Origin of the sequence: Cryobacterium sp. TMT2-4, from assembly GCF_004402575.1 — a bacterium.
Classification (GTDB): Bacteria; Actinomycetota; Actinomycetes; order Actinomycetales; family Microbacteriaceae; genus Cryobacterium; species Cryobacterium sandaracinum.
This window is the reverse complement of sequence record NZ_SOGE01000031.1, coordinates 122,682-135,928: the sequence shown is the minus strand read 5'-3', so window position 1 is coordinate 135,928 and position 13,247 is coordinate 122,682. Positions and strand designations below refer to the sequence as shown.

Sequence of the window (13,247 nt, the reverse complement as noted above, 5' to 3'; positions counted from 1 at the left end):
CGCGGGGCACGGCCGAGAACGAGGGTGCGGCCGCGGGTGCGGCCGCGGCGAGAACTCTCTAGAGGGCGAGCTGCAGGCGCACGATGTCGGCCAGCTCGTTCGCGAGCCGGTCGGCGGTGCCCTGATCGGCCGCTTCGACCATGACGCGCACCATGGGCTCGGTGCCCGACGGTCGCAGCAGCACCCGTCCGGTGTCCCCGAGCTCGGCCTCAGCGGCACGGATAGCCTCCGCGATGACCTCGTTCGATTTCAGCCCGTGATGGTCGATGCCGCGCACGTTGACCAGGATCTGCGGGTAGACCGTCATCACCGAGGCGAGCTCTGCGAGGGTCTTGCCGGTGCGTGCCATCTCGGCGACCAGGTGCAGCCCGGTCAGGATGCCGTCACCGGTCGTGGCGAACTTGGTCATGATCACATGACCGGATTGTTCGCCGCCGAGGGACAGCCCGTCGACGTTGAGCTCTTCGAGCACGTACCGGTCGCCGACCTTGGCCTCAATCATGCGGATGTCGTTGGCCGCCATGGCCTTACGCAAACCGAGATTGCTCATCACCGTGGCCACGAGCGTGCGGTCCTTCAGAACCCCGCGCTCGGCCATGGAGACAGCGAGGATCGCCATGATCTGGTCACCGTCGATGATGTTGCCGTCGCGGTCGACGGCCAGGCACCGGTCCGCGTCGCCGTCGTGGGCGATTCCGACGTCGGCGCCGGCCTCGAGGACGGCACGGGAGAGGTTGTCGAGGTGGGTGGAGCCCACCCCGTCGTTGATGTTGTTGCCGTCGGGGTCGGCTCCGATGACCGTGAGCGTGGCACCGGCATCCGTGAAGACCTGCGGCGATACGCCGGCGGCGGCGCCGTGCGCGCAGTCGAGCACGACGTGGATGCCGTCCAGGCGGTGCGGCAGCGTTCCGAGCAGGTGCACGACATAGCGGTCCTCGGCGTCCGCGAAGCGGCTGATACGACCGACGTCTCCGCCGATCGGCGTGAGCATGTCGAGCGACAGGTGCTCTTCGATGCGGTCCTCAACGTCGTCGGGAAGTTTGGTTCCCCCGAAGGCAAAGAACTTGATGCCGTTGTCGGGAGCGGGGTTGTGCGAGGCGGAAATCATCACGCCGAAGTCTGCGCCGATATCGGCGATCAAGAAAGCCGCGGCGGGCGTCGGAATGACGCCCGCGTCGAGCACGTCCACACCGGAGCTCGCCAGCCCGGCCGCGACCGCGGCCGAAATGAATTCACCGGAGATCCGAGGATCCCGGGCGAGCACCGCAACGGGCCGACGGCCCTCTGCGCGACGCAACTCCGCGCGGCGGCCCTGAGTCAGGACCGCCGCACTGGCCTGGGCGAGGGCCAGAGCCAGGCCAGCCGTGAGATCACGGTTGGCCAGACCCCGGACGCCGTCCGTGCCAAATAGTCGAGGCATTTTTCTACGGTGCCAATCGACTTAACGCTTGGAGAACTGCGGAGCCTTACGGGCCTTCTTGAGTCCGGCCTTCTTACGCTCCTTGACGCGAGCGTCACGGTTGAGGAAGCCGGCCTTCTTGAGGATGGCGCGGTTGTTCTCTTCGTCGATCTGGTTCAGCGAACGCGCGATACCGAGACGCAGGGCACCGGCCTGGCCGGAGGGGCCACCACCGGTGATGCGGGCGATGACGTCGTAGCTGCCGATGAGATCGAGCACCTTGAACGGGTCGTTGATGAGCTGCTGGTGCAGCTTGTTCGGGAAGTAGTCCCCGAATTCGCGGCCGTTGACGGTGATCGTGCCGGAGCCGGGGACGATGCGCACGCGGGCGATGGCCTGCTTGCGACGTCCGACGGCTGCGCCGGGGACATTGAGGATGGCGCGGGGCGCCTTGGTTACAGTCTCGGTCGGAGTCTCGGTCGAGTAGCTCTCCGGAGCCTGGTCAATCTGATCTGCGATTTTCGCCACGATGGTGTGAATCCTTTTTTCTTAGAATCGAAAAGTCTGGAGGCCGGCGCTACTGAGCGACCTGGGCGAGGGTGTACGGCTTCGGCTGCTGCGCGGCGTGCGGGTGCTCCGGGCCGGCGTAGACCTTGAGCTTGGCCAGCTGGGCGCGGCCGAGCGTGTTCTTCGGCAGCATGCCACGGATGGCCTTCTCAACCGCACGGGTCGGGTGCTTCTCGAGCATCTCCGAGTAGTTGGTGGCCGTGAGGCCGCCCGGGTAACCGGAGTGGCGGTACGCCATCTTCAGGTCGAGCTTCTTGCCGGTAAGGGCAATCTTCTCGGCGTTGATGATAATGACGAAGTCGCCCATATCCATGTGGGGAGAGAACGTTGCCTTGTGCTTCCCGCGAAGGAGAATGGCGGCGTGGCTGGCAAGACGACCGAGCACGATATCTGTGGCGTCGATGACGACCCAGTCGTGCTGGACTTCGCTTGCCTTGGGAGTGTAAGTGCGCGTCACTATTGAGCTGCTTTCTTATTCGAACGGAGGTGTTCGTGAATCCCGCTCCGGGTGTGTTCCCAGAGAGGGAACACGATCGATGGAGGGCTCACGTTCGTGTGTCTGGCTGCAACGCACAGACACCAAGGAATAACACTAACGCCGTCGGCCCGGCAGCGCAATTCAACCATTATTCGGTGTCGTCGATGAGCTCCCGGCGCGCGCGCGTTTCGCGGGCCCGCAGGGCGAGCAGTTCGTCGGCCGGATAGCCGACCTGAAGCAGCGTGAGACCCTGGGCGGGCATCACCTTGAACTCGCTGGTGCGGGCCCGCTCGATCCGGAGGTCGACGAGGCGGTCCCCGGACAGCCGCCCCTCCCCCACCGCGACGCAGGCCCCGACCAGCGCGCGCACCATGCTGTGGCAGAAGGCGTCAGCCTGAACGGATGCGACGAGCACACCATCCGGATCGCGGTACCAGCGGAACTCCTGCAGGGTGCGGATCGTGGTGGCCCCGGGCCGCGGCTTGCAGTAGGTGGCGAAGTCGTGCAGGCCGATCAGCGTCGCGGCAGCCGCGTCCATAGCGTCCACGTCGAGGGCGAAGCCGTGCCAGGTGGTGCGGAACCGCTGCAGCGGGTCGTGCCCGACGACGGAGTCGGCGATACGGTACTCGTAGCGCCGGTAAAGCGCGGAGAACCGGGCGTCGAACCCGGGCGGGGCGAGCACGGAGGATGTGATCGCGATTTCGGGCTGGGTGACGAGGATGCCGCTGAGCCGCCGCTGCACCATGACCGCCAGGGGCGTCGGGGGCCGCCCCTTGCCGCGGGAGATGCGCACGAGGCCGTCGGCCTGGTCGGGGTTCAGATCGAAGTGGGCGACCTGCCCGGTCGCGTGCACACCGGCATCCGTTCTCCCGGCCACGGTCAGGATCGGGGTCGGCGGGTGGCTGTGCAGGATGCCGGCCAGCCCGGCCTCGATCTGACCCTGCACGGTGCGGAGGCCCGGCTGCGTCGCCCAGCCGCTCATGCCGGTGCCGTCATAGGCGATGTCGAGCCGGATCCGGGTGGTGCCCGCTGCTTGGGTCTCGTCGGGCGCCGGGGGAAGAATCACGGAGGTAAGTGTACGGTCCGGTCCGGGATATCGTAGAACCCGGACTTCGGTCCCCACCTGTCATGAAAATCTGCCGCCCCCGCCCTCTGACGCTCATCCGGACTCCGTGAACGTGCCCACCAAACGCCTGGCCGGTCTCGACGGCCTGCGTGGCATCGCCGTCGTTCTGGTCGTGGTGTTCCACTTCTTCCCCGCGGTGCTTCCCGGCGGATTCATCGGGGTCGACGTCTTCTTCGTGATCAGCGGGTTCCTGATCACGGGCCTCCTCATCACCGAACGGGACGAAACCTCGCGGATCGCGCTCGGTCGATTCTGGAAACGGCGGGCGCTGCGCCTGGTGCCGGCACTGGTCCCGCTGGTGCTGATCCTGTGCACTGCCGCCTGGCTGATCGGCGGCGACGTGCTGGTGGGCCTCGGCTGGCAGCTGCTCGGCGCGATCACCTTCGGCTACAACTGGGTGTCGATCGCCGGGTCGGCGAGTTACTTCAGCGCCACGGCGCCGGAACTGTTCCGCAACCTGTGGTCGCTGGCGGTGGAGGAGCAGTTCTACCTGATCTGGCCGTTCGCTCTCCTCGGCCTGCTGCTGGTGAGGAGCGGCCGGCTTCGCCTGGCACTCGTCGCCGGCCTGGCCCTGGCCTCTGCCGTCTGGATGGGGCTGCTATACGACCCCGCCGACCCCACCCGGGTGTACTACGGCTCGGACACGCACAGCTTCGGGCTCTTCACCGGTGCCGCGCTCGCGCTGCTGCTGCGCCGTTCGGGCCTCCCGGACGGCACGGCACCCCGCCTCGCCGCCCTGCGCGACCGCTGGCGGCCGTGGCTGGGTCGGCTCGCCCTGGCCGGGGTTCTGGCGGCGGCGTTCGCCCTGCCCGACACCGGCCTGGCGACCTATCGAGGCGGACTGATGCTGGTGAGCCTGCTGACCGCGGTCGTGATCTGGGCGGCCGTGCGCGGGCCAGGCTTCGGCCAGGCGCTGGATACCGCGCCGCTGCGCTACCTGGGTGAACGCTCCTACGGCATCTATCTGTGGCACTGGCCGGTGCTCGTGCTCGCCCAGGGGGCGTGGCCGGCGGCCGCCGCGTCGCCGACCGTGCTGACGAGCATCGGAGTCGGGGTGCTGGCGGGCGCGCTGACGCTGCTGGCGGCCGGTGGATCGTACCGCTGGCTGGAACTTCCCGTGCGCACGAAGGGGGTGCGCGGCAGCATCCGTCGCCTGCGGCAGAGCACGAGCGGTGCGCGCACGATCCGCATGCCCGGCAGGCTCGTCTGGTTCGGCCTGTTCGGCGCCGCCGCGCTGTTTCTGGCGACCGGCACGACCGCGGCGCTGCTCACCGCTCCCGTCCAGACGAGCGCCCAGAGCGAGATCGAACGCGGCCAGAAGGCACTGGATGCTGCGCAGCGGCAGGCCGTGCAGAACGCACGGCGCGCGTCCCGGCCGGCCGTCAGCGCCATTGAACGCGCGGCGCCCGGGGACCTGATCACGGCCGTGGGCGACTCGGTGATGCTCGCCTCGGCCCCCGAGCTGCAGGCCGGCTTCCCGGGGATCGCGATCGATGCCACCGTCTCACGGGGCATGGGGGCTGCCCCCGACATCCTGGCCACCCAAGCCGAGGCCGGCACGCTCCGGCCGGTGGTCGTCGTGGGCCTCGGCACCAACGGGCCGATCCGTTCGAGTCAGCTGGCGGCCATCCGCGCGGTGATCGGCCCGGACCGGGAGCTGATCCTGATCACTGCCTTCGCCGAACGTGACTGGACGGCCGGGGTCAACGCCAGCCTGGCCGAGTACGCTGCCCGGCACCGCACGGTCGAGCTGGCCGATTGGAGCACGGCGATCGCCTCGCACACGGATGTGCTCGCAAACGACAACATCCATCCCGGTCCGGCCGGCGGTCGGATCTATGCCGACGTCATCCGGGCCGCTCTGGAACGGCTCGCCGAGCCGCCGCCGCAGCCGGGCCTCGAGGCGTATCGCCTGCCCGACCCTGCCGGGTCACCCTCTTTCCGGCCGCCGCTGCTGCCGTGACCAAGGCCGGGTCGGCCGGGTCGGCCGGGTCGGCGGGTGCGGGTCCCGGGTGGGACTAGAGCTCAATGGTGAAGGCGAGACTGCGGGTGGTGGGCGTGAAACCCATGCCGAGGTACAGGTTCAGCGCGCCGGTCGGACTTTCGGAGTCGACGACCAGGGTCGCCCGGGCCAGACCCTCGGTGCGTGCGGCATGCAAATGCAGGCCCAGCAGGGTCCGCGCGATGTGTTTGCCCCGCCATCCGTCGATGACGCCGACGAGGTCGACGTGGCTGCCGGTGTAGCCCTGGTTCAGCCAGTCGTCCTCGTTGACCGTGGCCAGGGTGAAGCCCACGACCTTCGGGGTGCCGTCGGGGCCGGCCGCGAGGGCCAGGTATGAGAGGTCGGGGCGGAATTTGCGACTCGTCACGAAGGAGTCCCAAGCATCGTCGCTCATCGGCTGGCTGGCCCAGTGATCCCGGAACGACGAGTCGCGCGCTTCGTGAACGGCCGCAGAGAGCTCCGAGGTAAACCGGATGACGCGGATGTCAACCGGAAGGTCGATCTCGGGGATCAGCTCGTCGAGGCGCCGCTCGAGGGACTGGAAGTACCGGGCGCATTCCATGCCGAGGCGCCGGAACAGACGGGTGCTGCGGTACGCGGTCTCCTCGGTGTAGGCGAGGATCCAGCGTGGAACCGAGGGATCGTCGGTGGCGAGCTGCTGCTCGGCCCGGCCCAGCTGCCACGCGAGCAGCTCGCGGCCGATTCCGCGTCCGCGGTAGTCGGGGTGCACCCCGCCGACCAGGATCGCGCGGGCCAGCGTCTCGCCCGGCGGCGCCATCACCATCCCCATCGCCACGAGGGTGCCGTCGGCGGCGAACCCGATCAGGGAATCCCGCTCCGGATGGAAGTACGACAGACCGAAGTCCCGCTCGATTCCCTCCCGCGTCGTCAGGTGGTACGGATGGTCCGCCTTGCCGACCGCGCAAGTGAACTGCCACAGGTCGTCGGCGTCCGACACCGTTGCCGGACGCCACCGGGCGATCTCAGGGTGGGCGGGCCCCGGCGCGTCGAGCGGCGGGGCTGCACGCCGACGCGGGCCCTGATTCTGGGTTCCGCTCAGGCGTTCCATGGCCAATATTGTAGCCGGGGCCCCGCGAGGGTGCTAGCCCGTCGCCGGGGCACAGAGAGGGGCCCGACCGAAGTCGGGCCCCTCTCAATTCAACACAGCGATTCAGTTGAGCCGATACAGCGCAGAGTGCTTACTTGGATTCCTCAGCGGCAGCGACATCATCCTCGACGACGTCAGCTTCGACAGCAGCATCCTCGACGACGACCTCGGCCGGAGCCTCGGCATCGGGCGCTGCCGCGGCGGGCTTGGAAGCAGCCTTGGCGAAGGAGCGCTTGACCTTCGGGGTGACGGGCTCGAGAACGAGCTCCATCTGTACCATCGAAGCGTTGTCGCCCTTGCGGAAGCCGAGCTTCGTAATGCGGGTGTAACCGCCCTCACGAAGGGCAACCTGAGGTGCGATCTCGGTGAAGAGCTCGTGCACGACGGTCTTGTCGCCGATAGTGGCAAGCACGCGACGACGGGCGTGCAGGTCACCCTTCTTTGCGAAGGTGATCAGTCGCTCGGCGACCGGACGCAGGCGCTTGGCGCGCGTCTCGGTCGTCTTGATGGACTTGTGGGTGAATAGGGATGCGGCCAGGTTGGCGAGCATGAGGCGCTCGTGGGCCGGTCCGCCTCCGAGGCGGGCTCCCTTAGTGGGGGTAGGCATTGGTTATCTCCAGTATCAAAGTCGAAAGTCAGTCTGAACGACTGCTTTAGATGGTTTCTTCGTCGTAGCCGCTGTAGAAGTGGGCGCCGTCGAATCCGGGCACCGAGTCCTTCAGGGACAGTCCGAGCTCAACGAGCTTGTCCTTGACCTCATCCACCGACTTCTGTCCGAAGTTGCGGATGTTCATCAGCTGGGTCTCCGAGAGGGCGACCAGTTCGCTGACGTTGTTGATGCCCTCGCGCTTGAGGCAGTTGTACGAGCGAACCGACAGATCGAGGTCTTCGATCGGAATCGACAGCTCGGTCGACAGCACGACATCGACCGGCGCGGGGCCGATTTCGATGCCCTCGGCGGCGGTGTTCAGCTCACGGGCCAGACCGAACAACTCGGTCAGCGTACGACCGGCGGATGCGATGGCGTCGCGAGGCGAAATGGCCGACTTGGTCTCCACGTCAACGACGAGGCGGTCGAAGTCGGTGCGCTCACCGGCACGAGTTGCCTCGACACGGTAGGTCACCTTGAGCACGGGCGAGTAGATCGAGTCAACCGGAATCTGGCCGGCCTCAGAGTACTCGTTGCGGTTCTGGGTGGCCGACACGTAGCCGCGGCCGCGTTCGATGGTCAGTTCGAGTTCGAACTTGGCCTTGTCGTTCAGCGTGGCGATGACCAGCTCGGGGTTGTGCACCTCGACACCGGCCGGAGCCGAGATGTCGGCGGCCGTGACCTGGCCGGCACCCTGCTTGCGCAGGTACGCGGTGATGGGCTCGTCGTGCTCGCTGGAGATGACGAGGCCCTTGATGTTGAGGATGATCTCGGTGACGTCTTCCTTGACACCGGGAACGGTGCTGAACTCGTGCAGCACACCGTCGATCCGGATGCTGGTGACAGCGGCTCCGGGGATCGATGACAGGAGGGTGCGGCGCATCGAGTTGCCGAGGGTGTAACCGAAACCAGGCTCAAGAGGTTCGATGACGAACCTGGATCGGAACTCCGAGATGTTCTCTTCGGTGAGCGTGGGGCGCTGTGCAATAAGCACTGTTGATTCCTTTCGGCTAAGTGTCCGCTATATGACACTTGCGTGGCGAGGTTTTGAGTTGTGTGTCTCTCGACAAGCCCGACAATCGAGCACATCGTCGAACGAGGGAGGGGTGATGCCCCACGACCCGCCACAGCCGGGCCCGTCTTGTGACGGGCCCGGCCGATGGCGAGATGCCGGTTGGTTAGACGCGACGACGCTTGGGCGGACGGCATCCGTTGTGCGCCTGGGGGGTGACGTCGTTGATCGAACCGACCTCGAGGCCAGCGGCCTGGAGCGAACGGATCGCGGTCTCGCGGCCCGATCCCGGTCCCTTGACGAAGACGTCAACCTTTTTCATGCCGTGCTCCTGCGCCTGGCGGGCAGCCGACTCGGCAGCCAGCTGCGCGGCGAACGGGGTCGACTTGCGCGAACCCTTGAAGCCGACTCCACCCGAGGACGCCCAGCTGATGACCGCACCGGTGGTGTCAGTGATCGAGACGATGGTGTTGTTGAAGGTGCTCTTGATGTGGGCCTGGCCCACAGCGACGTTCTTCTTTTCTTTCTTGCGCGGCTTCCGAACGGCCGACTTTGGTGCTGCCATGAATTTCTCCTGAATCCTAAAGGCGAGACGGGCCAGGCCGAGGCCTAGCGCGCCTTCTTCTTGCCGGCTACGGTGCGCTTCGGGCCCTTGCGGGTGCGAGCGTTGGTCTTGGTGCGCTGGCCACGAACGGGCAGGCCCTTGCGGTGGCGGATGCCCTCGTAGCTGCCGATCTCGACCTTGCGGCGGATGTCAGCGGCAACCTCACGGCGGAGGTCACCCTCAACCTTGAAGGTTCCTTCGATGTAGTCACGGAGGGCGACGAGCTGCTCGTCACTCAGGTCCTTGACTCGGATGTTTCCATCGATTTCAGTGTCGGCGAGGGTCTTGAGTGCCCTCGTGCGGCCAACACCAAAGATGTAAGTCAGTGCAACTTCCACGCGCTTATCGCGAGGAATATCAACGCCGGCTAGACGTGCCATTGTGGCTTCTCCTGTATATGAGTGGAGGTCTGTGACAGTGCCTGTTCATCGGCCTCCAACCGATGGTGTCCCCCCGAAGGGTTCCCGGCACTGCTATTTTCTGTATTCAGTTGCATCTCAACCGACTCGACCGTGATCGAGCCTGTCGAGATCAGCCCTGACGCTGCTTGTGACGAGGGTTCTCGCAGATGACCATCACGTTGCCATTACGGCGGATGACCTTGCACTTGTCGCAGATCTTCTTGACGCTGGGCTTGACCTTCATGGTGTGTCCTTGTATTCGCTGTCTTCGTACCCCAGGAACGCCTCGGGCCGTTACTTACAGCACTCTCTACTTGTAGCGGTAAACGATCCGGCCGCGAGTCAGGTCGTACGGGCTCAGCTCCACGATCACACGATCCTCCGGGAGAATACGGATGTAGTGCTGACGCATCTTGCCTGAAATGTGGGCAAGAACTTTGTGGCCGTTGCTCAACTCGACGCGAAACATCGCGTTGGGAAGAGCTTCGACTACCGCGCCCTCGATTTCGATGACACCGTCTTTTTTGGCCATAACTCACTATCGCTAGGGTATTGATTGCTGGTCGTGCGTGGATTGTGGTGCACTGATACGCCGCATACGTGCGCACAAGACACCAAGGATTTACTCTATGGTACGGAGTTGCCTTTTGGCAATTCTTCCCTATAATCCCTCGCGGGATTCTCCGCTCAGAGGGCCTTCTGCACCGCGGCCACGACCAGGACCACGTCGGCGAACAGCGGATGCGCGGCGTCCAGGCCGCACACCGACGCGGTGAACGATTCGGCTGTCTCGGCGCGCAGCATCCGTTGCAGCAGGGCGCTCTGCTCATCGTCGGCGACGTCGAACCGGAGTGCGGCTTCGACGGCTGCGAGCAGCGCGACCGGGCGGGTGCCGTGTTCGGCGATCTCGGCGGCAGGGCCGATGAACCGTTCGTGGCGGCTGAGCTTGCGCAGCGGCTGGCGGCCGACGCGCTCTACCGTGTCGGGCAGGGACGGGTTGGCGAAGCGCACCAGGATCTTCTCCCGGTAGGCGCGCTGGGCGTCTACGTCGAGGCCGTGCTTGGCCACGAGCAGGGCCGAGGTTTCCTCGAGCACCGCTCGGACGCCGTCCAGCACCGCCGGCACCAGGAGCGCGTCGGAGATCTTGGAAGCCCCGGCGACACCGCCGAGGTAGGCGACGGTCGCGTGTCCGGTGTTCACCGTGAACAGCTTGCGCTCGATATACGGCGCGAGATTGTCGACGAAAGTCGCACCCGGGATGACCGGCACGACGCCGTTGAAGGCGCCCTGCTCGATGACCCACTCGTAGAAGGCCTCGACGGTTACGTCGATGCCGTCGCTCTCGGCCTGGCCGGGCACGATGCGGTCGACTGCCGTGTTGGCGAAGACGACGCGCTCGGCCACAGCCGCTCGCTCCGGCTCCGGCACGTTGGCCCAGAGCTGTTCGGCGAGGACATCCGTGGCGTTGATGGCGTTCTCGCACGCCATCACGGCCAGGGGCGGCAACTCGGCCGACCGCCGCCCCAGTCCGGCCGCGATGACCGGTGCCACGAAGCGGAGGACGGTGGGGCCGACCGCGGTGGTGACGATATCGGCCGTCGCGATCTCGTCGATCAGTACGGCCTCATCCGTGGCGCTGTTGATGGCCCGGAAAGTGTCGACCACGCGGGTGGTCGACACTTCCCCTGCCTCGTGCACGGCGTAGCTGCCGGCAGCCTGCAAAGCGTCGATCAGGGAGACATTCACATCGGCGAAGACAACCTCGTATCCGGCATCGTGAAGCAGGAGGCCGACAAATCCGCGGCCGATGTTCCCTGCACCGAAGTGAATGGCCTTCATTCTGCGTTTACCTCCTCGAGGAGCATGAAGATGTCCTCTGCTGTGACGGCGTCAATCAATTTCTGCACTTCGTCCTCGTCCGAGAAGACGATCGCGATCTTCTGCAGGATTTCGAGGTGCTCATTGTTGAGCCCCGCGATCCCGACGGCGAAACGCACCTGCTGGCCGTTCCAATCGATCGGTTCGGCGTAACGCACGAGCGACAGGGCCGACCGGACGATCGACTCCTTGGCGTCGTTGGTCCCGTGCGGGATCGCCAGGAAATTTCCCATATAGGTCGACACGCTGGCTTCGCGGTCGAACATCGAGTCGACGTAGTTTTCGCGCACGGCGCCTGCGGTGACGAGCAGGGCGCCGGCCTCACGGATTGCGTCGAGCTTCGTGGTGGCCGACCCCGCGGCCACGACGTTGCCCAGTTCCAGAATGCGGTCGGTCATCGCGCTACCTCCTCGGCCGCCTGGCCCTGAATCAGGGCGACGACGTCATCGTATTTCGGGCTGTTCATGAAATTCTCGACCGAGACATGCGTCGAGTCAGGAGACTTCGACTGGGCCCGGGCGGTCAGGTCCTGGTGCGTGATGACCAGGTCGGCCGTGCCGTCGAGGTTCGCGATCGCCTGGTTGGTCACGGTGATGCCGTCGAGACCGGCCTTCTTGATCTTGTTACGCAGCACCGAAGCGCCCATGGCGCTGGAGCCCATTCCGGCGTCGCACGCGAAGATGATGTTCTTGACACGGCGAGCGGCGGTGGCCGAAGTGCCGGAGGCTCCGAGGCCGCCGAGGATGGTGCTGGCCTTGCCCTTGTTTGCTTCGGTCTTGGCGATGGCCTCGGCCATGTCACCGGTATCGCCGGCGGTCAGGTCGCGCTTGCGGCTGGCACGGAGGATGACGGCTGCGATCAGGAATGACACCGTGGCGGCGCCGATGACGGAGAGGATGACGCCGACGTAGCTGCCCGGGGCGGTCTGGATCAGGATAGCGATGATGCTGCCGGGTGAGGCTGGGGCGCGCAGGCCGGTTGCGAAGGCCACGTTGATGGCCACACCGGTCATGCCGCCGCCGACTGCGGCGAGGAGCAGTGCCGGCTTCATCAGCACGTACGGGAAGTAGATCTCGTGGATGCCGCCGAAGAAGTGGATGATGATGGCGCCCGGTGCGCTTGCCCGTGCGATGCCGACTCCAAAGAAGGAGAAGGCGAGCAGGATGCCCAAGCCGGGGCCGGGGTTCGCCTCGAGCAGGAACAGCACCGACTGGCCGTTTTCAGCAACCTGCTGCACACCGATCGGCGTGAGCACGCCATGGTTGATGGCGTTGTTGAGGAACAGGATCTTGCCGGGCTCGATGAAGATGCTGGCGATGGGCAGCAGGCTGTTGGAGACGAGCCAGTCGACGATCATCTCGAGGAAATTGCTGATCCCGGTCACGAGCGGGGCGATTCCGAAGAACGCACCCAGCGCGAGGATCATTCCGAGAATACCGGACGCGAAGTTGTCGACCAGCATCTCGAACCCGGGCTTGATCTTGCCGGCCCAGAGGCTGTCAAGCTTCTTCAGGAGGTACGCGGATCCCGGGCCGACGATCATGGCGCCGATGAACATCGGGATCTCGCTGCCCACGATGACACCCATGGTCGCGATCGAGGCGATGACCGCACCACGCGTTCCGTAGACCATCCGGCCACCGGTGTTGGCGATCAGGAGCGGCAGCAAGTACACGATCATCGGTCCGACGAGCGTTTCCAAGGTCGCGTTCGGGGTCCAACCGGTCGGAATGAAGAATGCGGTGATCAATCCCCACGCGATAAATGCAGGGATGTTGGGCATGACCATTCCGCTGAGGAAGGTTCCGAAGCGCTGAACGTGCACACGGGTTCCTCCGCTCTTGGTCTTGGTAGCTGACGTCGTCGTCATTTCTCTGCCTTTCGTAGGGATGCGATGAGGAGTTGCCCCGTCACGTTGCGACTTATTCAAGTCTGACCAAGGTGGTCGTGCGGGGCCACCAGAGACTTTTCCGCACCCCCGGAAATCTCGTGGCAGAGATCCGGCCGGGAGCGGCGTGGGAGA

At 65.7% G+C, this 13,247-nt stretch carries 15 protein-coding genes; 1 reads left to right on the top strand and 14 read right to left on the bottom strand.

Annotated features, from left to right (window positions below; genetic code table 11):
• Window positions 1–58: 58 nt before the first annotated feature.
• From glmM to E3O54_RS10690, 4 genes are all read right to left on the bottom strand, one after another.
• A complete protein-coding gene (gene glmM / locus E3O54_RS10705; protein ID WP_104100938.1) occupies window positions 59–1,420 on the bottom strand; it encodes a phosphoglucosamine mutase in 1,362 nt (453 codons plus the stop codon).
• Window positions 1,421–1,441: 21 nt separating this feature from the next.
• Window positions 1,442–1,927 carry a 30S ribosomal protein S9 gene (gene rpsI, locus E3O54_RS10700; RefSeq protein WP_104100939.1) on the bottom strand — a complete coding sequence of 162 codons (486 nt, stop codon included), beginning with the start codon at window positions 1,925–1,927 and terminating at the stop codon, window positions 1,442–1,444.
• A gap of 49 nt (window positions 1,928–1,976) precedes the next feature.
• Entirely contained in the window at window positions 1,977–2,423 is a 447-nt protein-coding gene (gene rplM, locus E3O54_RS10695; RefSeq protein WP_104100940.1) for a 50S ribosomal protein L13, read from the bottom strand.
• Between the two features lie 169 nt (window positions 2,424–2,592).
• Complete coding sequence (locus E3O54_RS10690; RefSeq protein ID WP_134401578.1) at window positions 2,593–3,426, bottom strand: tRNA pseudouridine(38-40) synthase TruA; 834 nt, start codon at window positions 3,424–3,426, stop codon at window positions 2,593–2,595.
• Between the two features lie 196 nt (window positions 3,427–3,622).
• Between E3O54_RS10690 and E3O54_RS10685 the strand changes: the two genes are divergently transcribed.
• Complete coding sequence (locus E3O54_RS10685) at window positions 3,623–5,533, top strand: acyltransferase family protein (RefSeq protein WP_241976859.1); 1,911 nt, start codon at window positions 3,623–3,625, stop codon at window positions 5,531–5,533.
• 55 nt (window positions 5,534–5,588) lie between these two features.
• Here the strand turns inward: E3O54_RS10685 and E3O54_RS10680 are convergent, their stop codons facing one another.
• From E3O54_RS10680 to E3O54_RS10635, 10 genes are all read right to left on the bottom strand, one after another.
• Window positions 5,589–6,641: a GNAT family N-acetyltransferase gene (locus E3O54_RS10680; protein WP_104100943.1), complete on the bottom strand. Its 1,053-nt coding sequence runs from the start codon at window positions 6,639–6,641 to the stop codon at window positions 5,589–5,591.
• Window positions 6,642–6,771: 130 nt separating this feature from the next.
• Window positions 6,772–7,287 (bottom strand): 50S ribosomal protein L17, encoded by a 516-nt coding sequence (gene rplQ / locus E3O54_RS10675; RefSeq protein ID WP_104100944.1) that lies wholly within the window; start codon window positions 7,285–7,287, stop codon window positions 6,772–6,774.
• Window positions 7,288–7,333: 46 nt separating this feature from the next.
• The gene (locus E3O54_RS10670; protein ID WP_104100945.1) at window positions 7,334–8,323 is read right to left on the bottom strand and encodes a DNA-directed RNA polymerase subunit alpha; all 990 of its coding nucleotides are present in this window, start codon (window positions 8,321–8,323) and stop codon (window positions 7,334–7,336) included.
• A 184-nt stretch (window positions 8,324–8,507) separates the two neighbouring features.
• Window positions 8,508–8,906: a 30S ribosomal protein S11 gene (gene rpsK / locus E3O54_RS10665; RefSeq protein ID WP_022883249.1), complete on the bottom strand. Its 399-nt coding sequence runs from the start codon at window positions 8,904–8,906 to the stop codon at window positions 8,508–8,510.
• A 44-nt stretch (window positions 8,907–8,950) separates the two neighbouring features.
• Window positions 8,951–9,325 carry a 30S ribosomal protein S13 gene (gene rpsM, locus E3O54_RS10660; protein ID WP_104100946.1) on the bottom strand — a complete coding sequence of 125 codons (375 nt, stop codon included), beginning with the start codon at window positions 9,323–9,325 and terminating at the stop codon, window positions 8,951–8,953.
• 151 nt (window positions 9,326–9,476) lie between these two features.
• Entirely contained in the window at window positions 9,477–9,590 is a 114-nt protein-coding gene (gene rpmJ / locus E3O54_RS10655) for a 50S ribosomal protein L36 (protein ID WP_035834639.1), read from the bottom strand.
• A gap of 66 nt (window positions 9,591–9,656) precedes the next feature.
• Entirely contained in the window at window positions 9,657–9,878 is a 222-nt protein-coding gene (gene infA, locus E3O54_RS10650; protein WP_055965022.1) for a translation initiation factor IF-1, read from the bottom strand.
• 155 nt (window positions 9,879–10,033) lie between these two features.
• The gene (locus E3O54_RS10645; RefSeq protein WP_134401563.1) at window positions 10,034–11,185 is read right to left on the bottom strand and encodes a mannitol-1-phosphate 5-dehydrogenase; all 1,152 of its coding nucleotides are present in this window, start codon (window positions 11,183–11,185) and stop codon (window positions 10,034–10,036) included.
• Entirely contained in the window at window positions 11,182–11,622 is a 441-nt protein-coding gene (locus E3O54_RS10640) for a PTS sugar transporter subunit IIA (RefSeq protein ID WP_104100948.1), read from the bottom strand. Before E3O54_RS10640 ends, E3O54_RS10645 begins: the two co-directional genes overlap by 4 nt.
• Entirely contained in the window at window positions 11,619–13,094 is a 1,476-nt protein-coding gene (locus tag E3O54_RS10635) for a PTS mannitol transporter subunit IICB (protein ID WP_134342150.1), read from the bottom strand. Before E3O54_RS10635 ends, E3O54_RS10640 begins: the two co-directional genes overlap by 4 nt.
• Window positions 13,095–13,247 lie beyond the last annotated feature (153 nt).

What these genes read in the sequence shown, in the direction of transcription:
- glmM (WP_104100938.1), bottom strand. Translation starts at nt 1,420, where the DNA reads ATGCCTCGACTATTTGGCACGGACGGCGTCCGGGGTCTGGCCAACCGT.
- E3O54_RS10690 (WP_134401578.1), bottom strand. Translation starts at nt 3,426, where the DNA reads ATGAGCGGCTGGGCGACGCAGCCGGGCCTCCGCACCGTGCAGGGTCAG.
- E3O54_RS10680 (WP_104100943.1), bottom strand. Translation starts at nt 6,641, where the DNA reads ATGGAACGCCTGAGCGGAACCCAGAATCAGGGCCCGCGTCGGCGTGCA.
- rplQ (WP_104100944.1), bottom strand. Translation starts at nt 7,287, where the DNA reads ATGCCTACCCCCACTAAGGGAGCCCGCCTCGGAGGCGGACCGGCCCAC.
- rpsK (WP_022883249.1), bottom strand. Translation starts at nt 8,906, where the DNA reads ATGGCAGCACCAAAGTCGGCCGTTCGGAAGCCGCGCAAGAAAGAAAAG.
- rpsM (WP_104100946.1), bottom strand. Translation starts at nt 9,325, where the DNA reads ATGGCACGTCTAGCCGGCGTTGATATTCCTCGCGATAAGCGCGTGGAA.
- rpmJ (WP_035834639.1), bottom strand. Translation starts at nt 9,590, where the DNA reads ATGAAGGTCAAGCCCAGCGTCAAGAAGATCTGCGACAAGTGCAAGGTC.
- infA (WP_055965022.1), bottom strand. Translation starts at nt 9,878, where the DNA reads ATGGCCAAAAAAGACGGTGTCATCGAAATCGAGGGCGCGGTAGTCGAA.
- E3O54_RS10645 (WP_134401563.1), bottom strand. Translation starts at nt 11,185, where the DNA reads ATGAAGGCCATTCACTTCGGTGCAGGGAACATCGGCCGCGGATTTGTC.
- E3O54_RS10640 (WP_104100948.1), bottom strand. Translation starts at nt 11,622, where the DNA reads ATGACCGACCGCATTCTGGAACTGGGCAACGTCGTGGCCGCGGGGTCG.
- E3O54_RS10635 (WP_134342150.1), bottom strand. Translation starts at nt 13,094, where the DNA reads ATGACGACGACGTCAGCTACCAAGACCAAGAGCGGAGGAACCCGTGTG.